At 71.6% G+C, this 24,660-nt stretch carries 25 protein-coding genes and 2 pseudogenes; 8 read left to right on the top strand and 19 right to left on the bottom strand.

Annotated features, from left to right (window positions below):
- Nucleotides 1–59 precede the first annotated feature (59 nt).
- Complete coding sequence (locus AB0O28_RS14975; protein ID WP_363640227.1) at nt 60–2,309, top strand: glycoside hydrolase family 3 C-terminal domain-containing protein; 2,250 nt, start codon at nt 60–62, stop codon at nt 2,307–2,309.
- A 22-nt stretch (nt 2,310–2,331) separates the two neighbouring features.
- Here AB0O28_RS14975 and AB0O28_RS14970 read toward each other — a convergent pair whose 3' ends face one another.
- Complete coding sequence (locus AB0O28_RS14970) at nt 2,332–2,691, bottom strand: hypothetical protein (protein WP_363640225.1); 360 nt, start codon at nt 2,689–2,691, stop codon at nt 2,332–2,334.
- Between the two features lie 56 nt (nt 2,692–2,747).
- On the opposite strand from AB0O28_RS14970, the pseudogene AB0O28_RS14965 reads away from it, so the two are divergent.
- Both AB0O28_RS14965 and AB0O28_RS14960 read left to right on the top strand, forming a co-directional pair.
- Nucleotides 2,748–3,176: pseudogene (locus tag AB0O28_RS14965) on the top strand (histidine kinase); the annotation flags it as partial.
- 345 nt (nt 3,177–3,521) lie between these two features.
- Nucleotides 3,522–3,919, top strand: a pseudogene (locus tag AB0O28_RS14960) (response regulator transcription factor); the annotation flags it as partial.
- 252 nt (nt 3,920–4,171) lie between these two features.
- On the opposite strand, the gene AB0O28_RS14955 reads toward AB0O28_RS14960, so the two are convergent.
- Together AB0O28_RS14955 and AB0O28_RS14950 are read right to left on the bottom strand one after the other, a co-directional pair.
- The gene (locus AB0O28_RS14955) at nt 4,172–4,639 is read right to left on the bottom strand and encodes a carboxymuconolactone decarboxylase family protein (RefSeq protein WP_363640223.1); all 468 of its coding nucleotides are present in this window, start codon (nt 4,637–4,639) and stop codon (nt 4,172–4,174) included.
- Nucleotides 4,640–4,693: 54 nt separating this feature from the next.
- Nucleotides 4,694–5,443, bottom strand: coding sequence for an NAD(P)H-binding protein (locus AB0O28_RS14950; protein ID WP_363640221.1), 750 nt, complete (start codon nt 5,441–5,443; stop codon nt 4,694–4,696).
- A gap of 79 nt (nt 5,444–5,522) precedes the next feature.
- On the opposite strand from AB0O28_RS14950, the gene AB0O28_RS14945 reads away from it, so the two are divergent.
- On the top strand, nt 5,523–5,996 hold the full coding sequence (locus AB0O28_RS14945) for an Rrf2 family transcriptional regulator (protein ID WP_363640219.1): 474 nt from the start codon (nt 5,523–5,525) through the stop codon (nt 5,994–5,996).
- Between the two features lie 142 nt (nt 5,997–6,138).
- Here the strand turns inward: AB0O28_RS14945 and AB0O28_RS14940 are convergent, their stop codons facing one another.
- The 16 genes from AB0O28_RS14940 to AB0O28_RS14865 all read right to left on the bottom strand — a co-directional run bounded on the left by AB0O28_RS14940 (nt 6,139) and on the right by AB0O28_RS14865 (nt 20,519).
- Nucleotides 6,139–7,359 carry an ROK family transcriptional regulator gene (locus AB0O28_RS14940; protein WP_363640217.1) on the bottom strand — a complete coding sequence of 407 codons (1,221 nt, stop codon included), beginning with the start codon at nt 7,357–7,359 and terminating at the stop codon, nt 6,139–6,141.
- A 215-nt stretch (nt 7,360–7,574) separates the two neighbouring features.
- Complete coding sequence (locus AB0O28_RS14935; protein ID WP_363640215.1) at nt 7,575–8,192, bottom strand: hypothetical protein; 618 nt, start codon at nt 8,190–8,192, stop codon at nt 7,575–7,577.
- A gap of 175 nt (nt 8,193–8,367) precedes the next feature.
- A complete protein-coding gene (locus AB0O28_RS14930; RefSeq protein ID WP_363640213.1) occupies nt 8,368–8,706 on the bottom strand; it encodes a hypothetical protein in 339 nt (112 codons plus the stop codon).
- Nucleotides 8,707–8,986: 280 nt separating this feature from the next.
- On the bottom strand, nt 8,987–9,406 hold the full coding sequence (locus AB0O28_RS14925) for a YchJ family metal-binding protein (protein ID WP_363640211.1): 420 nt from the start codon (nt 9,404–9,406) through the stop codon (nt 8,987–8,989).
- 210 nt (nt 9,407–9,616) lie between these two features.
- The gene (locus tag AB0O28_RS14920; RefSeq protein ID WP_363640209.1) at nt 9,617–10,069 is read right to left on the bottom strand and encodes a hypothetical protein; all 453 of its coding nucleotides are present in this window, start codon (nt 10,067–10,069) and stop codon (nt 9,617–9,619) included.
- 255 nt (nt 10,070–10,324) lie between these two features.
- Nucleotides 10,325–11,518 carry a hypothetical protein gene (locus AB0O28_RS14915; protein WP_363640207.1) on the bottom strand — a complete coding sequence of 398 codons (1,194 nt, stop codon included), beginning with the start codon at nt 11,516–11,518 and terminating at the stop codon, nt 10,325–10,327.
- Nucleotides 11,519–11,764: 246 nt separating this feature from the next.
- Nucleotides 11,765–11,968 carry a hypothetical protein gene (locus AB0O28_RS14910; protein WP_363640205.1) on the bottom strand — a complete coding sequence of 68 codons (204 nt, stop codon included), beginning with the start codon at nt 11,966–11,968 and terminating at the stop codon, nt 11,765–11,767.
- Entirely contained in the window at nt 11,961–12,425 is a 465-nt protein-coding gene (locus AB0O28_RS14905) for a hypothetical protein (RefSeq protein WP_363640203.1), read from the bottom strand. The genes AB0O28_RS14910 and AB0O28_RS14905 overlap by 8 nt, the downstream gene beginning before the upstream one ends.
- Nucleotides 12,426–12,433: 8 nt before the next feature.
- Nucleotides 12,434–13,816 carry a hypothetical protein gene (locus AB0O28_RS14900; protein ID WP_363640201.1) on the bottom strand — a complete coding sequence of 461 codons (1,383 nt, stop codon included), beginning with the start codon at nt 13,814–13,816 and terminating at the stop codon, nt 12,434–12,436.
- Between the two features lie 68 nt (nt 13,817–13,884).
- Nucleotides 13,885–14,826, bottom strand: a complete 942-nt coding sequence (locus AB0O28_RS14895; protein WP_363640199.1) for a ribokinase — start codon at nt 14,824–14,826, stop codon at nt 13,885–13,887.
- A 67-nt stretch (nt 14,827–14,893) separates the two neighbouring features.
- Entirely contained in the window at nt 14,894–15,835 is a 942-nt protein-coding gene (locus AB0O28_RS14890) for a nucleoside hydrolase (protein WP_363640197.1), read from the bottom strand.
- A 1-nt stretch (nt 15,836) separates the two neighbouring features.
- Complete coding sequence (locus tag AB0O28_RS14885; RefSeq protein ID WP_363640195.1) at nt 15,837–16,586, bottom strand: glutamine amidotransferase; 750 nt, start codon at nt 16,584–16,586, stop codon at nt 15,837–15,839.
- 78 nt (nt 16,587–16,664) lie between these two features.
- Nucleotides 16,665–17,696 carry a phosphotriesterase-related protein gene (locus tag AB0O28_RS14880; RefSeq protein ID WP_363640193.1) on the bottom strand — a complete coding sequence of 344 codons (1,032 nt, stop codon included), beginning with the start codon at nt 17,694–17,696 and terminating at the stop codon, nt 16,665–16,667.
- Nucleotides 17,697–17,719: 23 nt separating this feature from the next.
- Nucleotides 17,720–18,745, bottom strand: a complete 1,026-nt coding sequence (locus AB0O28_RS14875; protein ID WP_363640191.1) for an ABC transporter permease — start codon at nt 18,743–18,745, stop codon at nt 17,720–17,722.
- Nucleotides 18,742–19,521 (bottom strand): ATP-binding cassette domain-containing protein, encoded by a 780-nt coding sequence (locus tag AB0O28_RS14870; protein WP_363640189.1) that lies wholly within the window; start codon nt 19,519–19,521, stop codon nt 18,742–18,744. Before AB0O28_RS14870 ends, AB0O28_RS14875 begins: the two co-directional genes overlap by 4 nt.
- A 17-nt stretch (nt 19,522–19,538) precedes the next feature.
- Nucleotides 19,539–20,519 carry a substrate-binding domain-containing protein gene (locus tag AB0O28_RS14865; protein ID WP_363640187.1) on the bottom strand — a complete coding sequence of 327 codons (981 nt, stop codon included), beginning with the start codon at nt 20,517–20,519 and terminating at the stop codon, nt 19,539–19,541.
- 206 nt (nt 20,520–20,725) lie between these two features.
- Here AB0O28_RS14865 and AB0O28_RS14860 point away from each other — a divergent pair, with 206 nt between their 5' ends.
- The 4 genes from AB0O28_RS14860 (at nt 20,726) to AB0O28_RS14845 (ending at nt 24,634) form a co-directional block, all read left to right on the top strand.
- Nucleotides 20,726–21,739 (top strand): LacI family DNA-binding transcriptional regulator, encoded by a 1,014-nt coding sequence (locus AB0O28_RS14860; RefSeq protein ID WP_363640185.1) that lies wholly within the window; start codon nt 20,726–20,728, stop codon nt 21,737–21,739.
- A gap of 19 nt (nt 21,740–21,758) precedes the next feature.
- Nucleotides 21,759–22,847, top strand: coding sequence for a M20 family metallopeptidase (locus AB0O28_RS14855; protein ID WP_363640183.1), 1,089 nt, complete (start codon nt 21,759–21,761; stop codon nt 22,845–22,847).
- A gap of 126 nt (nt 22,848–22,973) precedes the next feature.
- Nucleotides 22,974–24,164: a cytochrome P450 gene (locus AB0O28_RS14850; RefSeq protein ID WP_363640181.1), complete on the top strand. Its 1,191-nt coding sequence runs from the start codon at nt 22,974–22,976 to the stop codon at nt 24,162–24,164.
- A 197-nt stretch (nt 24,165–24,361) separates the two neighbouring features.
- Complete coding sequence (locus tag AB0O28_RS14845; protein ID WP_363640461.1) at nt 24,362–24,634, top strand: GlsB/YeaQ/YmgE family stress response membrane protein; 273 nt, start codon at nt 24,362–24,364, stop codon at nt 24,632–24,634.
- The last annotated feature ends 26 nt before the right edge of the window (nt 24,635–24,660 follow it).

Genomic DNA, 24,660 nt, shown 5'->3' with positions numbered 1-24,660 from the left:
TGCTCCTTTCACGACAGAAGAACGATATGAATCCTCCCCACGGAAGGAGAGCGTCCCCGATGGCCCGGACCCACCTCGACGCGCTCAGGCTGGACGCGCTGACGCTGGAGCAGAAGGCCTCACTGCTGTCGGGCCGGGACTTCTGGACGACCAAACCGCTGGAGGAGGCCGGGATCCCCTCCGTGGCGCTGTGCGACGGGCCGCACGGGATCCGCCGGGAGGCCGGCGGCTCCGACCATCTCGGCATCAACGAGAGCCTGCCCGCCACCTGCTTCCCGCCGGCGGTCGCGGTGGGATCGAGCTGGGACGCCGAAGTCGCCGCCCGGATCGGCGCGGCGGTCGGCCGGGAGGGCCGGGCCCTCGGCGTGGCGGTCGTGCTCGGCCCCGGCGTGAACATCAAGCGTTCGCCGCTGTGCGGGCGCAACTTCGAGTACTACTCCGAAGACCCCCTGCTGTCGGGCGTCCTGGGGGCGGCGCACGTCGCCGCGCTGCAGGCCGAGGGGCCGGGCGCCTCGGTCAAGCACTTCGCCGCCAACAACCAGGAGACCGAGCGCATGCGGGTCAGCGCGGACGTGGACGAGCGCACCCTGCGCGAGATCTACCTCCCCGCGTTCGAGCGGGTGGTCACCCGGGCCAGGCCCGCCACCGTGATGTGCTCCTACAACCGCGTCAACGGCGTCCACGCCTCTCAGAACAGGTGGCTGCTCACCGACGTCCTGCGCCGTGAGTGGGGCTTCACCGGCGCCGTCGTCTCCGACTGGGGCGCCGTCCAGGACCGGGCCGCCGCGCTGGCCGCCGGGCTGGACCTGGAGATGCCGGGAACCGGCGGCGCGGGCGACCGGCGCATCGTGGAGGCCGTCCGCGCGGGCGACCTCGACGAGGCCGTGGTGAACGCGAGCGTCCGCCGCGTCGTCGCACTCACCCGGCGCCGCGGCGGGGTGTCCGGCGCGTTCGACGCCGACGCCCACCACGCGCTCGCGCGCGAGCTCGCCGCGGAATGCGCCGTGCTGCTCAAGAACGAGGACGGCACGCTCCCCCTCTCCGCGGGCGCCCGCATCGCCGTGATCGGCGAGTTCGCGGTCAGGCCCCGCTTCCAGGGCGGCGGCAGCTCCCACGTCAACGCCACCCGGGTCGACGCGGCGCTCGACGCGATCCGCGCCCTCGCCCCGGAGGCCGCCTACGCGCAGGGGTTCTCGCTGGACGGATCGGGCGACGCCCGCGAGCTGCGCGAGGCGGCGGCCGAGGCCGCCGCGGCCGCCGACGTCGCGGTCGTCTTCACCGGTCTGAGCGAGCGGGAGGAGTCCGAGGGGTTCGACCGGGAGACGATCGGCCTGCCCGCCGTCCAGGTCGAGCTGATCCGCGCCGTCGCCGCCGCGGCCCGCCGTACCGTGGTCGTCCTGTCCAACGGCGGCGTCGTCTCGCTGGAGGGCTGGCACGACGACGTGGACGCCGTCCTGGAAGGCTGGCTGCTCGGTCAGGCGGGCGGCTCCGCCGTCGCCGATCTGCTCTTCGGCGTCGTGAACCCCTCCGGGCGCCTCGCCGAGAGCATCCCGGTCCGGCTGCAGGACACGCCGAGCTACCTCAACTTCCCCGGCGAGGCCGGGCACGTCCGCTACGGCGAGGGCGTCATGGTCGGCTACCGCTACTACGAGACGGTCGAGCTGCCGGTGCGCTATCCTTTCGGCCACGGCCTGAGCTACACGACGTTCGCGATCCGCGGCCTCAAGGTCGTCCGTACGGGCGACGACACGGCGACCGTCACCGTGACGGTGACCAACACCGGTGCGCGGCCCGGCAAGCACGTCGTTCAGGTCTACGTGGCCACCTCCGCGGGTCCCGTACGCCGCCCCGCCCGGGAGCTGCGGGCCTTCACGAAGGTCGCACTCGCTCCCGGCGAGTCGCGTACGGTCACCCTCCCCCTCGACCGGCGGGCGTTCGCCTACTACGACGTCCCGCTCGGCCGGTGGGTCGTCGCGCCGGGCGACTACACGATCCAGATCTGCGAGAACGCCTCGTCCGTCACGGCCGAGACGACGATCGGCCTCGACGGCGACGCCGCCGTCCCCGTGGTGTCGCTCGACTCCACGCTCGGCGAGTGGCTCTCCCACCCGCTCGCCGGCCCGGCTCTCCTGAAGGTCCTCACCGGCGGCGGGAGGAGCGAGCGGCCCGCGGAGAACGACGCCGACGGGCTGCGGATGGCCTCGTCGATGCCGATGGGGCGATTCCTGACCTTCGCCGGCATCGACGTCCCTCATGCGACCCTGCGGGAGCTGGTCGAGCTGGGCGGATCGGGCGGCGCCGCCGCCTGATGGGAGCTACCGGGTCGTCTGATCAGGCAGACTCGGTGCCTGGTAGCCGCCGCGTGACCCGCTCCCCGTGCGCGCCCGTCCGGCGCCGGAGACCGGTGAGGACCGCCTCACGAACGTGCTCGCCGTCCCCCGGCCTGCGCCGCCGGCCGATGTCGCGGCCGGCCTCCGCCGGGTGCCCCTCCCGCTTTCGGCGCAGATGGTAGGAGACGGTGGCGACGGCGAGCGCGCCGCCCCAGATCGGCCAGAAGCATTCCGGCAGCCAGGCGCCCCACTCGTCGAGGGCGAACCGGCCGGCGATGGTCCACCGGATGTAGGTCAGCCCGGCCACGGTGATGATGATCGAGACGAACCCGGCGGGGACGACCGCGAGCGGCGGCGGCACCCTCCGCCCGCGCAGGAGGGGCAGCCGGGCACACGCGGATCGCCGACGTGTCCGGAATGGCCGAGAGCGTGGCCCTCATGGTGCTGGCCGGCCTGGTGATCCGGTACGCGCCGCCGAGAGCCGCCGCACCGGCGGCCGCGGCGGCGATCGCGGCGGCGGCCGTGTGGGTGCTCCGCGTCTACGCCCCCGCTTCATCGTTGGAAGGAGTGGGGGTGTGCGCGTTCTGGGGAACGGGCGCGCTTGTCGCCGCCGGGGTGGGCGCCTACCTGCGTCTCCTCGACGTACGGCAGGAGCGCGCGGTGGCCGACACCCGAACCGCCCTGCGGCTGCGACTGGCCCAGGACCTGCACGACTTCGTCGCCCACGACATCAGCGAGATGGTCGCGCACGCCCAGGCGGGCAGGGTCGCGGGCGATCCGCTGCGGGCCCTCGAACGCGTCGAGGCCGCCGGTCAGCGAGCCATGTCGATGCTCGACCGCAGCCTGGACATGCTCCGGCACGACCGGCCCCGGGTCCGCGCCGGCGACCTGAACAGCATCCGCGAGGCCGCCGCGCGGTTCTCGGCCGCCGGCCCCGCGCGCGTCCGGTTGAGCATGAACACGCCGGTGGCGGTCCCCATGGAGACCGCGGCCCTCGCCTACCGGATCGTGGTCGAAGGACTCACCAACGTCCGGCGGCACGCTCCCCGGGCCGGGCCCCCGGCCGCCGGCGGGGCGGGGCCGGGCCGGCCTCGCGGCCCTCGTCCGGGAGCAGGGCGGCGAGCTCGTCGCACGGGCGGTACCGGACGGGTGGTCGCTGACCGCCCGCCTGCCGCTGGCACAATCCCCCGGGTGGTCACCCGTATCCTCGTCGCCGACGACCAGGAAGGCATCCGCGGCGCCTTCCGCATGATCCTCGACGCCCAGCCCGACATGACCGTCGTGGCCGAGGCCGCCGACGGCCGCACCGCGATCGACACGGCCATGGCCGTCCGGCCCGACGTCGTGCTCGCCGACATCCGCATGCCCGGCGCAACGGTCTCGAGGTGACCCGCGCCCTCGCCGGGACCGGCGTCCGTGTCGTGATCGTCACCACGTTCGGGCTGGACGAGTACGTCCACGCCGCGCTCGAACACGGGGCCGACGGATTCGTCCTCAAACGCTCCGGCCCCACCCTGCTCGTCGAGGCCGTCCGCGCCGCGATGAACGGCGACATGCTCATCAGCCCGGAGCTCACCGTCCGGCTGCTGGGACGCCCAGGAGCGTCTCGCGGCCCTCCACAACGCCCTCGCGGAGCGGCCGTGTTCCGGGCTGTCCTGCGACGGAGCCTCCCGCCTGACCAACGCGGACGGCTTCCGCCGCCAGGCCGCGGCGTTCGCCCGCCCCTGGTAGTGCTTCGTCAGGCCGGCACACGAAATCACATCGCTCAGCTGAACGGCTTCCAGCGGTTCGATCCCTGTGGCCGGCCCGCCGTGCGCAGCATCTCAACGGCTCAGCTTGAGTCAATCGCGAGGCCGCGCCGGCATCCGCAGCGGGACACCGAATCGGTTGAAGGCGTTCATCAGAGCCACCTGGACGACCAGCGCGCCGAGTTCCTCGTCGGTCATGAGGTCGCGGACGCCGGCCCAGATCTCGTCGCTGACGCCGTGCGGGGTCAGCGTCGTTGCGGCCTCGGTGTACTCGAGCGCCGCCCGCTCCGCCGGGGTGAACAGCGCCGATTCGCGCCACGCGGATAGCTGGATGATGCGGTTCAGCGATTCGCCCTGCTCCAGAGCATCGTGGCTGTGCAGGTCGATGCAGTGCACGCAGTGGTTGATCTGCGAAGTACGCAGCTTGACCAGCTCGCGGATGGTCGGATCGAGTGGCGAGGTGAGAATGGCCTGGTCCGCGGCGTAGAGCGCCTTGGCGGCCTTTGGGGCGGCCGTCCGCAGGTCGAGGCGGGGCTCACCGGTGTGCACGTGCGTGGTCATGATTTCTCCTTCGGGCGTGGATACGTTGTCGAGCCAGGCGTGCGCGGGCGGGGGTCACGAGGACTGCGCGGCTGACCAGTCGTCGAAGGTGGTGCGCCCGATCCGGGCGGCACCCAGCGGAACCAGCGAGTCCCGCACGATCGGTACGCCGAAGTAACCGGCGCCGGCGTCCGGCTTGAGGGGGCGCTCATCACCTCGCGCGGCGAGCGCCGGACCGATGAAACGGGCGAACGCCGCGCGTTCCGGCCCCGCGACCTCGATCACGCCGTCGAGCGGGGCGGAGGTGGCCACGTCCACGAGCGCGGCGGCGACGTCGGCCGCAGCGACCGGCTGAAGGTCCGCGGTGGGCGGCACGATCACGTCGTCCTTGGCCATGCCGGCGCCCATGGCCGTCAGGTTCTCGAAGAACTGCGTCGCCCGCACGATGGTGAAAGGGGTGCCCGACTCGGCGACGAGCCGTTCCTGCGCGGCCTTGGCGTCCAGGTAGCCCGGGTGCGAGAGCCGGTCCACACCGACGATCGACAGCACCACATGGTGCCGCACCCCGGCTTCCCGCCCGGCGTTCAGCAGGGTGCGGGTGGAGGTGGTGAAGAAGCCGAGGATCGGTTCGGGTTCGAAGATCACTTTGTTGGTCACGTCGACGACCACGTCCGCCCCCTTCAGCGCGTCGGCGACGCCGCGGCCACTGATCGTGTCCACGCCGGTTCCCGGCGCGGCCGGTACGACGTCGTGGCCGAGCCGCTGCAGCGACTCGACGACTTTCGACCCGATGAGTCCGGTTCCCCCGGCAACGACGATGCGCATGTCCCACTCCTGAATCCGGATAACTGTTGTCCGAGATTCTATTCGGACAAAACCTGTCCGAGTCAAGTAGGCTGGGCGAATGAAGATGTCAGGCGGAGTCGAGTGGGCCTTGCACTGTTGTGTCGTGCTCAGTGGGGCGGGCGCGCCGGTGACGGCGGCCAAGCTCGCCGAGCTGCACGACGTCTCGCAGAGCTATCTGGCCAAACAGCTGCAACTGTTGTCCCGCGCGGGCCTTGTGCGCTCGACGCTGGGCCAGTCCGGCGGCTATGTGCTGACTCGGGCTGCGAATGAGATCACGGTGCTGGACGTGGTCGAGGCGATCGACGGCGCCCAGCCGGCGTTCCGGTGCACGGAAGTGCGTCAGCGGGGCCCGATGGCCGTGCCGGCGGAGCGGTGTGACACTCCCTGCCCGATCGCCCGCACGATGGATTCCGCCGACCGCGTCTGGCGGGAGTCGCTACGGAGGGTCACCATTGCCGACCTGATCGCCGACGTCAACCGTACGACGGCACCTGAGATACTCGCGGGGGCCCGGGAGTGGCTGCGCGCCTGAGCGACGGCGACGAGCCGTGCCGGGCCGTGAACAGATCCGGCTCCGGCACCGTTCGCAGCGAGAGTGTGCCCGGTCAGTGGTGTATCTCGATCTTGTTCGATGAACGCAAGATCTTCTGTGGCCTTCCAGCGCTCCCCGGCTGTCAGAGGGCCATGGCACGCTTCCGCGGCGCCGTCCGGTGAGCGGCGCCACGGCGCCGCATCTCCGCGAGCACCTCCAAAGGACTGGCCAGGAGCCTGGAGAAGGCCAGCTCCGCCGCGCCGACCAGAGTGGTGTCGTCCCCGAGCGCCGACACCCGCAGCCGCACCTGCTCCCGCGAGATCAGCATGGCGTTCGCCTCCACCCTGCGGCGGACCTGCGCCGCCGAACCCGGGTACACGTCCCGCAGCATGCCCCCGAAGACCACGATGCCCGGGTTGAAGAGGTTGATCAGGTTCGCCACGCCGATGCCCAGCCAGTCGCCGATCCGGTGCAGCGCCTCCGCCGCCGCCGCGTCCCCGGCTTCCGCGGCCTCGACCACGGCGCGGACGCCCTCGCGGCCGCTCAGCTCGCCCGAGCGGCCCGCCGCGTCGATCAGGGCGTGCTCGCCGACCTCGGCCTCCAGGCAGCCTCGCGAGCCGCACATGCAGGGCCGCCCGTCGTACGGGTTCACCATCATGTGCCCCAGCTCGCACCCGTAGCCGCCGTCGCCGCCGAGCAGCTTGCCGCCGACGATGATCCCGCCGCCCACGCCGACGTCGCCGTGCAGGTAGATCAGGTTGTCGAAGCCGCGGCCCACGCCCCGCTCACGCTCGGCCAGCGCGCCGAGGTGTGCCTCGTTGCCCACCAGCACCGGAAGCCCGAGCCGGCCGCCCAGCTCCACGCCGAACGCCTGGTCCACCCACCCCATATAGGGGCCGTAGCGGACCGTGCCGTCGGTGGGGCGGATCATGCCGCAGTAGGCCGCGCCGACCCCGACGCAGACCGAGCCCGGGCGCGCGCCGCGCCGCAGCTCGCGGCCGAAGCCCGCGAGCACGCCGACGACGTCCTCCAGGTCGGCGCCCGCGCGGGGCCTGACCGCCTCCCGGCGGTCGAGGATCTCGCCGCCCAGTCCCACCCTGGCGGCGACCAGGCGGTCGACGCGGACGTCGAAGGCCAGCACGTGCGCCCGATCGCGTTCCGGTCGGACCACCAGCGACGGCCGGCCCGCCCTGCCGGTGTCTCCGGGGAGCTCCTCGCTGACCAGGCCCGCCGCGGACAGCTCGGCGGTCAGCGCCATGATCGTGCTGCGGTTCAGGCCCATCCGGTCGGCCAGCTCCGAGCGGGAGAGCGGGCCGGCCAGGTGCACGTGCCGCAGCAGATCACCGAGATTGCGCCGGCGCATCTCCTCTTGGGACCGACCGGCTTTCGACATGGTGCGCACATCCTGACGACTCGGAGGAACTTCTCGTTGGCGGGCCGTGGACGGGAGGACGGGGACCGAACCCCTCCCTCGTCTTGAGATTACCAATGCGGACGTCCGCGGCGGAGCCCGCGTTCACGGCCGCGCCCGCTCACCGTGCCCACTCACCGCGCCCGCTCACCGCGCCCCCGAGCGCGTCAGCGGTGCGACGGCACCGGAACCAGCGAAACCGGGACCCGCGAAACCGGGACCCGCGGCACCGGACGGGGTGCGGGCGCCGGTCGCGGAACCGCGCGCCCGCGCTTGGCCGCCTGGGTGCCGGTCGCCCGCCCGCCCGCGGAGTCCGCCGCCTGCCGCGCCACGGCCTTCGCCCGGGGCGCGGCTCCTCCCCCATGGGCCGCCGCCCTCGAGCGGGTGGCCGCTCCGGCCCCGGGCGGCGCCTGCGGCGTCGGCGACGGCACGGGCGGATCGCCCGCGTACGGCATGCCGAGCGCCTGCACGATGTCGCACCCCCGGTTACCCCTGCACATCGCGTTCTGGATACCGGTTCCCCCGTTCGCGACGTTGATGGAGACCTGCTGAGTGCCGCGGTTGCGCGTGGCGTTCGAGGCGGTGAGCCCGGGGCCGGCCGCGTCCCTCTCGAGCCGGGCGGGCCGGAGCACGGACTCCTGGGAGCGAGGCGTCTCCCGCCCGTGCGCGTGCACGGCCCCGGCGGCGGGGGCCGCGGCGGCCAGCGCCACCACGACCGACGCCCAGGCGAGGAGACCGAGGCCGATCTTCCTCGTGGCCGTCCCGTCGTACCGCTGACAGTTCATCCCGCGCTCCCACCGGTCGCAACGCTCCGGGCGGCCCTTTTCGCCCAGGCCTCGTCCACGCTAGTGAACCGCCGGTTCCCCGCGCCTGGTGCGCGCGGCGTCTTACGGCATCATTGCCATATCAGTCAGCGCGCCCCCCGCATTTCGTGCGATTCACGGCCCGCGTGCGTCCGGGTCACCAGCCGCTGACGGTGAGGGGCATGTTCTGCCAGATCTTGCAGTGCTTCGGGCCGGGGCCGCAGAAGGCGCCCTGCGTGCTGATGCGCCCGCCGTTCGTGATACCGGTCTGCTGCTGGCCGATCATGAAGGTCGGAGCGAACACGCCGTTGAGGTTCTGATTGAACTTGCCGTTACCCGAGTTGAGCTGCCGGGCCGCGGCCGTTCCACCCGCCGCGACCTGGCCCCCGCCGCCGCCGTGGCCGGTCACGAGGTTCGTCGCCCCACGCGGCAGGGCATGCGCGCTCGCGCAGGCCTCCGCCTCCTGCACCGCCGTGCTCCACGCGATCGCGGCCACGAAGGCGGCAAGCGTCAGGCGGCGGGCCGTCAGAGCCTGACATGGTCGCGAGCGGAACGTACAACGGCGAGACATCGTGGAACGCACCTACCTACCAAGGCCATCCGGCATGGGCTTTCGTCGCGGACATGAGCAATGCCGACCTCATACCCCGCGCCGTGGTCTCCCCCCCGCCCATGCCGAGCACGGCATGCACCATGACGCATTTTTTGTCGCTATGCCTTCTGGTCCGATATTCAGCTCATATACCCCCGAATGCCCCTATCGTCGTGAATCCGTGTCACTCCGACGACTGCATGGCGTCGAGATAGACCCAGGCGCCTTCGTGGCGGACGAATCGGCTCCGCTCGCGCATCTCGCCTGGCTGTCCGCGATAGGCGTACCGGGCGCGGAAGGTGACGGTGCCGTCGGTGTGGATCGGGCTCCCGCCGGTGACCGCCTCGATCTCCAGCCCGGTCCACCGCATGCCCTGCTCGAACTCGACCCGCGGGGGGCGGGTGGCGGGATGCCAGGTCCGCAGCAGGTACGACTCGTCCTCGACCGCGAACGCGCAGAACCGCGAGCGCATCAGCGCCTCGGCCGTGGGCGCGGCCTGACCCGCGTGAAACCGGCCGCAGCACTCGCCGTAGCCGACCGGCAGACCACAGGGACAGGGATCGCCGGAGCGCGGCGTGCGGCGGGATCGAGAGGTACGGCTCACCCCGCGAGGCTATCGTCCCCGGTCGCCGGGCACGCGCGGCCCTCGATCACCGGCCCCCGGACGCCGGCCCGCAGGTACGGCCCGCTCACGCGCGGACGAGGTCCCCGGCGGCGACGGTCCCTCTTGGAACCGCCCGCCGGAGACCTCGCCGTATCAGCCGTCGGCGCCGTCGGCGACGCGGGCTCGGCCCGCCTCACCGCGCGGCACCGCTCAGTTGTAGGGGTTGTCGTAGGTGGCGGTGCTCTTGGTGCGCATCTGGTATTGACCGTTGCTGCCGAACCATCCGCCGGTCACGTCGAAGCGGATGTTGCGGACGATGCCGCCGTAGTTCACCTCTCCACTGGAGTAGCTCACGGACTGGCACCCGGAGGCGGACGACGAACCGGTGACCGGCCCGCTGAAGTACGAACCGTTGACGTAGGTCGAGTAGTACGGCGAGGGATAGGCGTGCTGCCAGCACAGGCGCAGCGAGTAGCGGTACTTCGTGTTGCCGTCGTCGAACGCCACCGTGCCCTCGAGGAGAGCCAGCTGCGTCGCGTTGCCGTCGTTGCTCACCAGCTGCAGGTAGACCGGCTGGTCCGGGCCGTACGCCGCGTGGGCGGGGCTGAGCGGCAGGAGCGCGGCGGTCATCGCCACGATGGCGGCGGCGATCGACGTCGTCAAACGACGTCCTCGCGAGCGTGCGATCAATTCACACCTCATCCGTTGCAGGAGTGCCGAGTGCCCGGAGGGTATTGGGACATTCGCGGACCGATCCAGCACGGCGACCGAGGGTGCCCGATCCGGTCGGGCGTTAAACGACGCGATCGGGGGACCTTGGGAACGCCGTTCCCCGGCAACCAGGACAGAGAGGACGGCGGAACCGGTCGAAATTCCGATGTGCCCGTTGAACGTTTCACGCGCGTGAGACGGCGAAGGTCACCGGAAGACGCCGGTGTGGCCGAGGGAGTAGCGGCCCGGCTGGGGATAGACGCACAGCCCGTGCGGGCCGGCCCCGACGGGGATGGTGCGGACGAGTCTGCCCTCCTTGGTATCGAAGACGTACACGACGCCGTGGTAGCGGCCGCTGAGCCACAGCTTCGTGCCGTCCGCCGACACCCCGCCCATGTCGGGCGAGCCGCCGCCGGGGATCCGCCAGACGTCCACCACCTTCCGCTTCGGGAACGACACGACCGACACCGACCCCTCACCCCGGTTCGACACGTACAGGTGGCGCGAGTCGCGGCTGACGTACAGGCCGTGCGCGCCCCGGCCGGTCGGCAGGAACCCCATGACCGTGTACGTCGCCGCGTCCACCAGCCACACCCCGTGCCGTTCCATGTCGGCGACGTAGAAGACGGTGCCGTCGGGCGACAGCTTCACGTCCTGCGGCATGCTCATGTGACCCAGGTGGATGTGCCGGATCACTCTCGGCGTACGCCAGTCGAGCACGACCAGGTCGCCGCTGAACTCGCAGCTCGCGAGGAAGACCGAGCCGTCGGCGGTGAAGTCGCCGTGGTTGATGCCCCGGCACGGCAGCGACAGCGACCGCAGCAGCTTCATGCTGTGCGGGTCGCGCAGGTCGAGCTGGTTGTTCCGCTCCGCCATGACCAGCGCGTACCTGCCGTCGGGCGAGAAGTACAGGTTGTACGGATCTTCCACGGGCACCGGGCGGCCGGGCCTGCCGGTGCGGGGGTCGATGGGGGTCAGCGAGTTGCCCCGGTTGTTGTTCACCCACAGCGTCTTGAGGTCCCACGACGGCACCACGTGCTGAGGCAGCGCCCCGACCGTGAAGTGCCGCACGATCCGGTAGGTCTCCGGGTCGATGACGTCGACCGTGCCGCTCTCGCTGTTCGGCACGTACACCAGGGAGCGGAAGCCCTTCACGACGGGGCTGAGCATTCCCGGCCGATCGGCCGCGTAGACGTCGGCCTGATCCCGGCCCCTCGCCTCGACCGACGTGGACGGCGACGGCGAAACGGACGCCGGTGGGGCGCTCGCGACCCGCGACCGCACGACCCCCGGTGGCTCGGCATGCGGTGCGGGCGGCTCCGCCGCGCAACCGGCGAGGGCGAATCCTCCGATGATCGCCAGCACCACGGTCACGGCACCGGTTCCACGCGCTCGTCTCACGCCTGCCCCTTCGTCGCGGCGGGCTGTTCCCGGCCGGCCCCCGTACGATCACGACGACCGGCCGCGTACGCGCGGGAGCGGCGCACCCGGCGGGTCGGCGAGACGCTAACGCCCGCCGAGTTCGGTCCGAAGGCGGCTTTGCCTGCTCTTGCACGACTCCTTTCCGCCCTCTCGCACAGGGGGCGACGCCGCCGGACGGCATCGGCCGCCTCCGTAATGCGCGGGCCGGGGCCTGCGGAACCGCCCTCAAGCGGGACGGTGCCGAAGCGACCGGGACGGATCAGCGGCCTCGATGTCCCGTAGCTGCGCCGCGATCGCCTGATCGACCGGCGACGCGTCGGCCGGCGGGTGGTGGATCCACCAGCCCGGACCCCACCGGAGCACCTTGCCGTACAGGGTGAGGACGAGACCGCTCTCGAAGTCCTCCGCCGGGAGCCGGACATCACGCACCAGAGGGTCCTCGTCGGCCGAGTGGTCGTAGTGCCCGGCCCCAGGCACGTACGCCGTGCGGGTCTCGGCGAAGCAGTCGAAGAACACCCACCCGGCCGGGTGCGCCGAGGCGCGTCAGCTCGTCCCACTCCTGCGGGCCGAGCTCTCGATCCACGGCGAGATAGCCGAGCCGATGGAACTGCTCGGCGTAGACGGACGCGACTTCGGCCATACATCGCTGCTCGGTCCCGAAGAGGGCGGTGAAGGGACCGGGCACGCCAACCTGACCGTACCGGCCCAGTTCTTCTCTGACCTCTTCGTACTCCCGATCCCGCTCGTCGAGGAAGCAGAGGTTCTCCAGGAGCGTCCGGGCCACCGACTCCATCTCACGGCCGTTGCAGGCCCACATGCCCGAGAGCAGCACGACGTGCCGCACCTGGTCCAGCCACCGCCGCCGCAGATCGTCCACCGTACGCACAGCTCACACTAATCTCTGAGATCCACAGGGCGGGAGCGGTATTCGACCGGCGGCCGGGCTCTGCCGGGATAGACCATCACGAGGATGTGCTGAGGTGTCCAGGCCTCGTAATCGGGCCCGCGGTAGTGCACCCGGATCCGGTAGCGGCCCTTGCCCCGGAACGCGAGATTGGGCAGGTCGTCCTGCCCGACCATGGGGTCCATGAGCCGGACCTGCCCGGTCGTGCTCTCGTAGCCGACCTCCACGACGTGGTCCCACCCCTTCAGCTCCAGCGGTGGCCGCCGCCGGTACGTCTCCACCGTGAGGCAGATGTCGAAGTCCGAGTGGCTGAGGATGATCAAATGTCCCGGTCCCGCGGCCACCAGGCCGTTCTTCTGTGCCGCCCCCAGCAGGTCGTCCTCCCCAGGAAGCCGCGCCGTCGACTCGTCGTACTCGTAGGACTCCAGCACGCCGTAGTCGGTCCAGGTGCGGTCGCGGACCACCCGCACGGGCGTGATCCGCGGCCTGTGCCGTGACGCGTCGCACACCCGCTGGTTCCTCACCTCCTCGGCGCGGAAGTCCGCGCCTTCGGCGTCGAGCTTGGCCTGCACGTCGGCGGCGGCACGGGGGCAGATGGGCGCGATGAGATAGGCGTCCGACACGCGGCCCCGATACGCGCGGCATCCCGCGCGCCCGTACGCGAGCAGGTCGTGGTCCGACACGCCGGCGAACTGCCCGCCGGCACGGGCGCCGCAGAGGAAGGCGCGCTCCCCCATTGCGACTTTCGTCCAATCGTTCACCGGGCACTCCTCCAGCGGAGCGATCGGCCCCTTCGTCAGGTCGGCCGCGGGCAGCAGAGTCAGCAGTCCCAGCGCCGCCAGACCGGCCGTACCCCTTCGCAGGCGGCGGGAGGCGGCCAGCCGGCGGATCCGGTGGCGGGGAGTCCGGACGGCCGCGAGCACGCACAGCGCGGCCAGCGTTGGCGCGATGTCGGTGTCCAGGAAGAACGTCGGATCACCGGTTGCGCTCCACATCCCGAGACAGTCCCGGTCGATGCTCACGTCCACCGCGAAGGCGAGCGGAGCGGTGCCGTAGACGACCAGCATGAGCGCCGCCTGGACCCGCGCGACGACCGTGCCGGCGCGCGGGCGCCGGACCCGTACGCAGATCCAGTGGGTGAGGAACGCGACGACGACGCCGGGCAGGCCGGCGTACCGGAGCAGGGGCACCCAGTCGACGACCGTCCACCGTGCCACACCCGCCCCCATCGCTGCCTCCCAGCCCGGGCAGAAGGCGTAGGCGGCGTCGATACCCAGGAAGAGGGCCCCCTCCCGCAAGGACAGGACGTACGCGGATCCGGCCAGCGCCGCCGTCAGTGCGGCGGCCCACCACCATCGCGATCTCCAGGACACGTCGCGAGACGGTAGCGGCCCCCACTGACAGCGGACACCTGCCGCCGGCTCTCCGGGACCGGGGCGCCTCAGCGAGCGGCTTCCTCAGCCACGGCGGCGAGCAGTTCGTCCACCGCCGTGCGGCCGGGCAGCGAGGGGCTGGCACCGGGCAGCGTCGTCGCCAGCGCTCCGGCGGCCATCCCCCGGCGGACGGCGGTGGCGGTGTCGAGGCCGGCCGCGAGGGCCGCACCCAGGAAGCCGGTGAAGGCGTCACCGGCGGCGGTGGTGTCCACCGGGGTGACGGGGTAGGCGGGGAAATGCCGGGTGCGCTCGCGGGTGACCGACAGGGCGCCGCCCCCGCCGAGCGTGATGAGCGCGTGCCGCACGCCCCGGTCGAGGAACCAGCCCGCGGCCCGCTCGGCGGACTCGGCGTCGGCCACCCGCATTCCGGTCAGCGCCGCGGCCTCGCTCTCGTTGGGGGTGACGACGGAAACGTGCCGCCAGACGCCGTCGGGGAGCGGCTGCGCGGGCGCGGGGTCGAGCACCACGGTCAGGCCGGCCTCCGCGCCCGCCTCGGCGGCGTGGCAGGCCACGTCGACGGGGATCTCGAGCTGGAGGAGGAGCACGCTCGCCTTGCCGCGCACGGCCCGGATGCTCTCGTCCACCATCACCGTGTTGAGGTCCGCGTTGGCGAGAGGAGTCATGACGATGTCGTTCTCGCCCGAGGCGTCCACCCTGATGTGCGCGACGCCCGTGCGGGTGCCGACGGAGCGGATCTCCGTCAGCGCCACCCCGTGGGAGCGCAGCGCCGACGACACGATCTCGCCGAACGCGTCCGTGCCGACGCAGCCCACCAGCCAGGTGGGCGCTCCGGCGCGGGCGGCGGCGACCGCCTGGTTCGCGCCCTTCCCGCCCAGCACCAGGGTGACGTCGTCGCCGAGAACGGTCTCCCCCCGGCGGGGAAGCCGGCGGGCGAAGGCGGTGACATCCGCCGAGATGCTCCCGACGACGACGACACCATTCGGTTCCATGAGGTTTCTCCTGTTCCAGGCTGTTGGTGCTGCACCGAGCTCGCGGCGGTGCCGGCGCCGGCGACGCTCAGGCGGCCCGGCCGAGGGCCTCGATCGCACCGATCATGAGATCCCAGAACCGGTCCCGGTCGAGGCCGATCCCGACGTTCGCGTTGGGCTCCCAGTCCATCCGGCGGTGGAGGTCGGCCACGGTCGCCCCACGGGTGTGCGGGCCGTCCAGCTCGATCCGCAGGCCCACCCGCTCGTAGGTCAGGACCGTGGGATCGATCAGGTACGCCACCGTGATCGGGTCGTGCAGCGGCGGCGCGGGGAACCCCCAGGTCTCGTGGTAGCTGGAGCCGAAGAACGTGAGCAGTTCCACGCAGACGCGGGCGAGCGGGGTGCCGAGCGCCTCGATCCTGGCGAGCACATCGGCGGTCACCAGCGCCTGGTGGCTGACGTTGAGCCCGACCCACGTCGTCGGCACGCCGCTGTCCAGCACCTCCGCCGCCGCCTCCGGGTCGGCGTAGATGTTGAACTCCGCGTACGGCGTGTGGTTGCCGCGATCCGTGGAGCCACCCATGATCACGATTTCCCTGATCCGCTCGCGGTCCTCCGGGTGACGGCGCAGCAGCGTGGCGATGTTCGTCAGCGGCCCGATGGCCACCACGGTCACCGGTTCGGCGGCGGACGCCAGCGTGTCGTGGATCAGATCCACGCCGTGGCGGGCGTCCAGCGGGACGCTCGGCTCCCCGAACGCCGGGCCGTCCAGGCCGCTCTCCCCGTGCACGTAGTCGCCGATCTCCAGCGGCGCCGTCAGCGGGCGGTCGCAGCCGGCGGCGACCGGCACGCCGGTGACGCCGGCCAGGCTCAGCATCCGCCGCGCGTTGAGGGCGGTCTTCTCCACCGTCTGGTTTCCCGCGACCGTCGTGACCGCGCGCAGGTCGATCGCCGGGCTGGCCACCGCGAGCAGGATGGCCATGGCGTCGTCGTGCCCGGGGTCGCAGTCGAGGATCACCGGAATCGGCATGTCAGAGCTCCTTCGCGAGCCAGCGGACCGCCCGGGTGAACAGGGTGCGGTAGCCGTCCCAGGAGACGAACTCGTCCGGGCACCAGTGCGGCGCGATGTCGGACGCCCACGCGAGCGTCCGGCCCTCCCCGGCCTGCCGTACGGCGAGCAGGGGGTCGCCGCCGACGGTCGCGAGCAGCGTCGCGTCCTCGGGCAGCGTGAAACGGTTGTAGCCGAGCAGGTCGGGCCACTGGGCGGCGAGCCCGGCCACGATGGGGTGCGCGTCGTCGGCGAGCAGGCCGGGCACGCCCTGCGGGGTCTCGACGCGGTCGTCGTAACGGGAGATCCGGGCGGGGAGCACCCGCTCGACCGCCGTGCCGGCGAAGGCGGCCTTCGCCTCGAAGCCCTGGAAGCTCAGGTAACCGCCGGCCATGGCGAGGCCGCCGCCCCGCTCCACCCAGTCGGCCAGCAGGTCGATCCGGTTGACGGTCTTCTCGCTGGACAGCCAGGTGGCCGGGTGCAGCAGGATGCTGTTGGCCCCGATGTCGGACAGGACGATCACGTCGTAGGCGGCCAGCGCCTCGGGCGTGCCGGGGAACAACGCGGGCACGTCGTGCGCGGGCAGGTGGTCGACCTCGATGCCGTCGGCCACCAGGACGTCCCGCAGCGGATCGATACCGGTGTGGTAGGTGGTCGTGGTGAACGCGTCGAAGCCCTTGTAGTGGGTCGACTGGCTCACCCATGATTCGCCGGCGACCAGCACGCGGGTCATGAAATCGTCTCCTTCTGTTCTGTGTTCTCAAGCCGCGCGGCGGCTCCGTGTTATCAGGAGCCGCGCGGCTCTGTGTGATCAGTGGCCGCGCGCGGCGGCGAGGAAGAGCTCGCGCGGGTTGTCCGCGAGCAGCCGGGTGGTGTCGCCGGCGGTCAGCCCGTGCCGGTGCAGGCGCGGGACGAAGTGGGTCAGGATGTGGGCGTAGCCGGTGCCGCCGTAGCGGACGAGCATGGTCTTCAGGAACACGTCCTGGGAGAGCAGCACCCGGCCTCCGAGCCCGGCGCGGACCAGCCACGCCACCGCGGCGGCGTTCTCCTCGTCGCACGGGGACTGGCCCTCGCCCGGGTAGAGGTAGTCCATGCCGCACATGTCGTAGCCGAGGTAGGCCCCGCGCAGGGCGAGGGACACCTGGTAGTCGCGGTCGGCCCCGCTGGGGTTCAGGTGCGAGAGCACGGTGCCGGAGAGCAGACCGCCCTCCTCGGCGACGACGTCGAGCACGCGGTGGCCGTACCGCACCCAGCCGGGGAGGTGGACCGACAGTGGCACGCCGGTGCGGGCCTGCGCCCGGGCGGCGCCGCGCAGCACCTTCTCCTCCTCGGCGGTGAAGTCCGGCGAGACGCCGATCTCGCCGATGACTCCGGCGCGTACGCCGTCGACGCCCTCGACCAGGTCGCGCTCGATCTCGTCGGCGACGTCCGCCGCGCTCATCGAGCGGACCCGGGCTGGGTGGGTCTTCTGCAGGTAGAACCCGCAGCCCATGACGATGTTGAGCCCGGTGGCGCGGGCGATCGCGACCAGCTCGGCGGGCGCCCGCCCGATCCCCTCGGGGGTCACCTCGAGCAGGGTGCGCCCGCCGCGCTCGGCGAACCTGCGCACCTCCTCGATCGCGGTCCCCGTGTCGTCCAGCGACACGTTGTCGCGGGAGAGGTACGGGTCGTTGCGGAGCCTGCCGAGGAACTCGATCCGCACGGGGTCGCGGGCGACCAGCTCGCCCTCGGCGTCGCCCTCGTGCGCGGGGTGCCAGGCGCGGGCGCCGTCGTTGCGCAGGTGCTCGTGGCAGAGGGTGATCCCGAGGTCGTCGGGGGACACCGGGCCGAGCACCGTCGTCACGGCCGGAGGCCGGGCTGCGGAGGTCATTTCCGTATCGCCCCGAACTTCGCCCACACCTTGCTGTTGGCGAAGATCGCCAGCAGCAGGATGGCGCCCTGGACGATCTGCACGTAGAACGGCGAGACGTGCAGCAGCACCAGGCCGTTGGCGATCACGCCGAGCGTGAGCGCGCCGAGGATCGTGCCGAGCATGCTCGCCCGGCCGCCGAAGAGGCTGGTGCCGCCGAGCACGACGGCGGTGATGACCTCCAGCTCGAAGCCGGTGCCGGCGTTGGACGAGCCGGAGCTGAGGCGGGTGGCGATCAGCACGCCCGCGATCGCCGCCGCCAGGCCGGTGAGCACGTAGACGGTCAGCCCGATCTTCCGCGTGTTCACACCGGTGCGGCGCAGCGACTCGCCGTTGGAGCCGAGGCCGATGACATAGCGGCCGAACGGCGTCCGCGTGAGGACGAACCAGCCGACGAGCGCGACGACCACGGCGAGGATGGCCGGGACGGGCACCCCGGCGATGCGGCCCTGGCCGATCTGGACGATCCAGAGATCTCCGTCGATGGGGGTCGAGTAGCCCTCGGTGGCGCGCAGCGCCGTACCCCGCATGATCGACAACATCGCGAGCGTGACGATGAACGGCGGGATGTTCTGGTAGGAGGAGAACCATCCGTTCACGAAACCGAGCAGCGCGCCGAGCGCGAGGATCGCGACCAGGGCGAGGGTGGGGTTCCACCCGTGCTGCAGCACGATCGCGAGCAGCGACCCGGACAGCGCGACCGTGGAGCCGACCGACAGGTCGATGCCCGAGGTGCTGATCACGAAGGTCATCGCGGTCGCGACGACCAGCGTGGGGGCGATCTGCCGCAACAGGTTGAGTATGTTGCCCGTCGTGGCGAACCGGTCGGCGGAGAACGCGAAGAAGATCAGCAGGACCACCAGCACGACCGCGATCGCGATCGTCTGCGCGTGCCGGCCGATGTGGGCGTTGGCCCGGGCCGACCTGGTGGTGACGACCCGCTGGCTGGTTCCGTGGCTGGTTCCGGTCTTGGTGGGGGTCACCGTCGACTCCCCTCCTTGTCTCCCTCGTCGTGGGCGACGATCTCGGACACGAGCCGTTCGAGGCTCGTGTTCTGGGCGTCCAGGTCGGCCCTGAGCGTGCCCTCGTACATGACGCATAGCCGGTCGCAGACCCGGAAGAGGTCCTGCAGGCGGTGCGTGATGAGGATCACCGAGACGCCCTGCGCCGAGACCGTCTTGATCAGTTCGAGGACGGTCTCGACCTCGGCGACGGCGAGCGCCGCCGTCGGCTCGTCGAGGATGAGCAGCTTGGGCCCGAACGTCACCGCCCGGGCGATGGCGACCGCCTGCCGCTGGCCGCCCGACAGCCCTCCGACGGGGATGTCGGTCAGCGGAATCCTGATGTTCAGGGCGTCCAGGTGGCGCCTGGCGTCCGCGTGCATCTTGCGCAGGTCGAGCATCATCCCGCCGGCCTTGCGCGGCTCCCTGCCGAGGAACAGGTTCCCCGCCACGTCGATGTCGTCGCAGAGCGCGAGGTCCTGGTAGACCATCTCGATGCCCAGCTCGCGGGCGTCCTTCGGGCTGGCGAAGGAGACCGGCCGGCCGTCGAAGACGATCTCGCCGGAGTCCGGCACGACGGCGCCGGCCAGCACCTTCATGAGGGTGGACTTGCCGGCCGCGTTGTCGCCGACGAGCCCCACCACCTCTCCGGGGCCGACGCGCAGCGTCGGGCCGCGCAGCGCGTCGACCATTCCGTAGCGCTTGCGGATGTCGCGCATGACCACCCGGTCAACGCGACCCGTCTCTTGGTCCGTCATGCGAGTCCCTTCGCCGCTCACTTGAAGGTGGCGCGGTACGGGTCGACGTTGTCCTTGGTCACGATCGTCACGGGCACGTCGATCTTCTTCTTGGCCTGGGCGCCGCCGACCAGGGCCTTGGCCTCCTTGACGGCCTCGTAGCCCTCGGTCTTCGGGTCCTGCTGGACCACTCCGGCGACGAATCCCTCGTCGATGCCGTTGATGGCCTCCTTGGTCAGGTCCCAGCCGAAGACCTTGACCTTGTCGCCCGCGTTCTGCGACTTGACCGCCGCGACCGTGCCGAGCAGGGCCGGCTCGCCGGTGGCGTACACGATGTTCATGTCGGAGCGCGAGGTGAGCAGGTTCTCCGCGGCCGTCATCGCGGTCTCCTGCTTGTTCTGTCCGTCGACGGTCTGCACGATCGAGGCGCCCGCGCCCTCGACGGTCTTGTTGAAGTCGTCCTTGCGGATGTTCTGGATGAAGGAGTTCAGCGCGCCCACCACGCCGATCTTCGGCGCCTTCAGGCCCTGCGCCTGGGCCCACTTGTTGACGAAGTCGCCCGCCTGCTGGGCGGCCGCGGCGTTGTCCACACCCACCTGCGTGTCCACCGCGGGCGAGTCGACGATGGCGTCGACGGCGACGACCTTGAGCCCGGCGTCCTTGGCGATCTTCACCGCGGGCTTGATGCCCTCGACGTCGATGGCGACCACGATGACCGCGTCGAACTGCTGCTGGACGAAGTTGTCGACGGCCTCGTTCTGCTTGGCCGGGTCGTCGTTGGCGTTGAAGATCGTGAGATCGACGTTCGCCTCCTTCGCCGCCTGCTGGGCGCCGGCGTTCATCTCGTTGAAGAAGATCGCCTGCTGGTTGATCTGGACCAGTCCGATCCGCGGCCTGTCTCCGCCGGAGTCCCCGGAAGCGCCGGAGTCGTCCGAGCCGCCGCAGGCCGACGCCAGCAGGCCGGTGGCCAGGATCGTCGTCGCCGCCGTCAGGCGGATGAGCCTCGTGGATCGAGCCATAGGAGATGTGCCTTTCGGAGGGGGCCGGGATGGAGTGAGATCGATTGGGTAATCGATTACCCGAGTGCCGGGCATGCTAGTGCGACCCAAAAAGCACCGTCAAGGTGCAGTTTTTTCACAGAACCTCTATCGTTCCGTGTGATCCCAGCATCGCAAGGGGCGGCAAGGTCGATCGTTGGCAAAGATTAAGGGAAATCGATTACACGATGGGCGTGACGATTCACGACGTGGCCCGCGCGGCCGGCGTCTCCGTGGCCTCGGCCTCCCGCGCGCTCTCCGGACGGCGTAAGGTCACGCCCGAGGTCGCCGAGCGGGTGGCGCGCGCCGCCGCCGAGCTCGGGTACCAGCCGAACGCGGTCGCCAAGGCGCTGCGCGACCAGACGACCGGCACCATCGGCATGGTCGTGCCGGGCATCGGCAACCCGTTCTTCACCACGATCGTCGAGGCCGTCGAGCGCGAGCTGCAGAACTCCGGCACGGACCTGCTGCTGTGCTCGTCCAGGTACGATCCCCAGGTCGAGGCGCGGAGACTGGAGACCCTGCTGGCCCGGCGCGTGGACGGGCTGATCATCAGTCCGTGCGACATCGAGGCCAGCGTCCCCGCCGTGCTGGACGCGGCCCGCCGGGTGCCCCTCGTGCAGCTCGACCGCCACATCGAGGGCGGCGCGGCCGACTGGGTGGGCGTGGACGACGAGGCCGGGCTGGTTCTGGCGGTCGAACACGTGATCGCGGGCGGGGCCCGCTCTGTGGTCTTCGCGGGCAGCCGGCTGGTGAGCTCCTCCGCCCGGCTGCGGCTCAGCGGGTTCGAACGCGCGGCGGCGCGGGCCGGGGTGGAGGTCCGGGAGCCGCTGCTGGGCGAGTTCACCCTCGAATGGGGTATCGAGGCCGGGCGCAGGCTGCTCGGCGCCGGCCCGCTGCCGGACGCGGTGGTCTGCGCGAACGACGAGATCGCCGTGGGCCTGGTGCGGGCGCTGCGGTTCGGCGGGGCGCGCGTCCCCGAGGACGTGTCGGTGGTCGGGTTCGACGACGTCGGGCACGCGACGATGTGCGACCCGCCGCTCAGCACGGTGCGGCAGCCCGTGGAGGAGATGGCGGCGGAGGCGGTGCGCCTGCTCGGCCAGGTCAAAGCCGCCGATCCGCGGCCCGCGCAGCGCATCGCCATCGCGCCACGACTCGTCGTACGGCAGAGCAGCCGGCCGGTGCGGGCCGACGCGCAGTGAGCGAGGGAAGGGAGTCCGCGTGAACGAGGCGGTGGCGCTGGCACGCGAGCTGATCAGGATCGACTCGGTGGGCGGGGGCGAGGCCGCGGTGGCCGAGCCGCTGGCCGGACGGCTGTCCGACGCCGGTTTCGCGGTGCGGCGGCACGAGCACGCCCCCGGCCGCACGGGGCTGATCGCCCGCTGGGGAACGGGCGTGCCGGTGACACTGACCGGGCACCTCGACACGGTGCCCTTGGGCGGGCAGGCGTGGCGGCACGCGCCGCACGGCGCGGACATCGACGGCGACCGCCTGTACGGGCGCGGCTCGAGCGACATGAAGGCCGGCGTCGCCGCGCTGGTGGTCGCCGCCGAGCGGCATGTGCGCCGCACCGGGTCGAAGGCCGCCCTGGAGATCGTCTTCACCGTCGGCGAGGAGACCGGGTGCGAGGGCGCGGCCGGCATGGCGGCCGCGGGCCTGGTGGGCAGGTCGCGCGCGCTGCTGGTGGCCGAGCCGACCGCCAACCGGGTGCTGCTCGGGCACAAGGGCGCGCTCTGGCTGGAGGCCACGACGCGGGGCACGACCGCGCACGGCTCGATGCCGCATCTGGGCGACAACGCGATCTACAAGATCGCCCGGGTGATCGGCGCCGTCGAGACGTTCGACACCGGAGTGCCCGACCACCCCTTCCTCGGCCCGTCCACGGTGAACGTGGGAACGGTGCGCGGCGGGATCAACGTCAACTCGGTGCCCGACCTGGCCACCGCGACGATCGACCTGCGCACGGTCGCCGGCCAGGACCACGGACGGCTTCGCGAGCGGTTGCGGGCCGCGCTCGGTGACGACGCCACCCTCGACGTGCTCGTGGACCTGCCCGCGATCTGGACGGAGCCGGACGACCCCTTCGTCCGGGCCCTGGTCGAGGCGGGGGCGGGCGCTCCCGGCGACCGGCCGGCGGCCAGCTACTTCACCGACGCCTCGATCCTCGCCGCCGCCTGTGGCGGGGGACCCACCGTCATCTGCGGCCCTGGCGAGCCCGAACAGGCGCACGTCACCGACGAATACTGCCTGGTCCACCGGATCGAGGAGGCCGTCGAGATCTACACCGCCGCCCTGGGGCGGTTCGCCTGATCACGTGAGCGGCCCGGCGACGCGGCCGCCACAGTCGTGTCACGGCGGTCCACGGCGAACACCGGGCGGTTATGGTCGGATTGCGGCAAAGCGATCATCAATCTGCCGGTGACCCGAGGAGGTCGCGTGCGCGACACGTCCACGCCCCTGCACATGCGACGGGACGGATTCCATCCCGCCCCGGAGCTCTCCGCACTGCGGAACGACGAGGGGGTGGCCCGGATCCGCACCGTGTTCGGCACCGACGCCTGGCTGGTCACCAGGTTCGAGGATGTCCGTACCGTTCTGAGCCATCCCGAGCTGTACAGCAACGCGCTCGTGCCTCCGCTCCGGCCGCCCGGCGCACCACCGCCCAGCCGGGAGGAGACCGCCGCGATGCGCGCGGGCAACCTGCTCGGCTCCGACCCTCCGGAGCACACCCGGCTGCGCCGGATGCTCACGGCCCAGTTCACCGTCCGCCGTATGCGCCGTCTGGAGCCCAGAGTCCAGCAGATCGTCGACGACCATCTGGACGCCATGGAGCGCGGCGGGCCGCCCGCCGATCTGGTGACGGACTTCGCCCTCCCGGTCCCCTCCCTGGTGATCTGCGAACTGCTGGGCGTGCCGTACGCCGACCGTGCCGGTTTCCAGGGGACGTCCAAGCGGATGCTGGACGTGTCCCTGCCTCCGGACGAACGCGCGGCCGCGGCGGCGGAGGCTCGGGCCTACATCGCCGGCCTGATCAAGGCGATCCGGGCCGATCCCGGTGAGGAGCTGCTCGGGATGCTCGTACGCGAGCACGGCGACGAGTTGAGCGACGCCGAACTCACCGGCATCGGCACCCTGCTGCTGCTCGCCGGGCACGAGACCACGGCCAACATGCTGTCTTTGGGCACACTCGCCCTGCTGCGGCACCCCGGTCAGCTCACGCTGCTGCGCGACGAGCCGCACCGCGTGGACGCCGCCGTCGAGGAACTGCTGCGGTGGCTGAGCATCGTGCACTCCGGGACGGTCAAGATGACCACGACCGAGGTCCGGCTGGGCGATCGGACCATCGGCCCCGGCGAGACCGTCGTCTGCTCCCTTCCCGCCGCCAACCGCGACCCCGGGCTCGTCCCGAACCCGGACGACCTGGACATCCGCCGGGATGTCATCGGCCACGTCGCATTCGGACACGGCGTCCATCATTGTCTCGGCGCTCCCCTGGCCCGCATGGAGATGCGCATCGCGTTCCCCGCCCTGCTGCGCAGGTTTCCCGGTCTGCGACCGGCGGGCGAGCCCGTGTTCCGCTCCCTCACCGTCGTACACGGCCTGACCACGATGCCGGTCGCCTGGTAGGCGTCCCGCTCACCGCCGAGCACCCGGCCCGACGGCCACTTCACCGACGTCCCGCCGAGGCAGAGGTCGCGCATGCGATGACGGCCTGTATGAGCTGGACGAACACGGCGATGGGGCTGCCGGCTACCGATTTGTTATGTGTCGAACCTGCCCGTAAGGGCACAAGCTGGGACAGTCAACCATGGGAGCGTGAAGTAATGGCCGTAACAGGCATCATTTCCGCCATAATCATCGGGCTTGTCATCGGCGCGCTCGGCCGGCTCGTCGTACCCGGACGTCAGAGCATCCCGATCTGGCTGACCATCGTGATCGGCATCGTCGCCGCCCTCATCGGTACGGCGATCGCGGGAGCCCTGGGGGTCGCCGACACCCGCGGCATCGACTGGATCGAACTGATCCTCCAGGTGGTTCTCGCCGCGGTCGGAGTCATCCTGACCGCCAGCCTGTACGGCAGGCGTCGCCTCGACTAGACGACCCGTGCTTCTGCCCCGGCGGC

The sequence above is a fragment of the Microbispora sp. NPDC088329 genome, from assembly GCF_040685655.1.
In the GTDB taxonomy this organism is placed as follows: Bacteria; Actinomycetota; Actinomycetes; order Streptosporangiales; family Streptosporangiaceae; genus Microbispora.
Note: the sequence above shows the minus strand (reverse complement) of the source record. Positions and strands in the feature narration are given on the sequence as shown.

Excerpts from the sequence above, each read along its gene's own strand:
- AB0O28_RS14870 (WP_363640189.1), bottom strand. The coding sequence starts at position 19,521 with ATGACGGACCAAGAGACGGGTCGCGTTGACCGGGTGGTCATGCGCGAC.
- AB0O28_RS14860 (WP_363640185.1), top strand. The coding sequence starts at position 20,726 with ATGGGCGTGACGATTCACGACGTGGCCCGCGCGGCCGGCGTCTCCGTG.
- AB0O28_RS14845 (WP_363640461.1), top strand. The coding sequence starts at position 24,362 with ATGGCCGTAACAGGCATCATTTCCGCCATAATCATCGGGCTTGTCATC.
- AB0O28_RS14940 (WP_363640217.1), bottom strand. The coding sequence starts at position 7,359 with ATGCGCCGGCGCAATCTCGGTGATCTGCTGCGGCACGTGCACCTGGCC.
- AB0O28_RS14885 (WP_363640195.1), bottom strand. The coding sequence starts at position 16,586 with ATGACCCGCGTGCTGGTCGCCGGCGAATCATGGGTGAGCCAGTCGACC.
- AB0O28_RS14945 (WP_363640219.1), top strand. The coding sequence starts at position 5,523 with ATGAAGATGTCAGGCGGAGTCGAGTGGGCCTTGCACTGTTGTGTCGTG.
- AB0O28_RS14975 (WP_363640227.1), top strand. The coding sequence starts at position 60 with ATGGCCCGGACCCACCTCGACGCGCTCAGGCTGGACGCGCTGACGCTG.
- AB0O28_RS14935 (WP_363640215.1), bottom strand. The coding sequence starts at position 8,192 with ATGAACTGTCAGCGGTACGACGGGACGGCCACGAGGAAGATCGGCCTC.
- AB0O28_RS14955 (WP_363640223.1), bottom strand. The coding sequence starts at position 4,639 with ATGACCACGCACGTGCACACCGGTGAGCCCCGCCTCGACCTGCGGACG.
- AB0O28_RS14950 (WP_363640221.1), bottom strand. The coding sequence starts at position 5,443 with ATGCGCATCGTCGTTGCCGGGGGAACCGGACTCATCGGGTCGAAAGTC.
- AB0O28_RS14895 (WP_363640199.1), bottom strand. The coding sequence starts at position 14,826 with ATGGAACCGAATGGTGTCGTCGTCGTCGGGAGCATCTCGGCGGATGTC.
- AB0O28_RS14865 (WP_363640187.1), bottom strand. The coding sequence starts at position 20,519 with ATGGCTCGATCCACGAGGCTCATCCGCCTGACGGCGGCGACGACGATC.
- AB0O28_RS14890 (WP_363640197.1), bottom strand. The coding sequence starts at position 15,835 with ATGCCGATTCCGGTGATCCTCGACTGCGACCCCGGGCACGACGACGCC.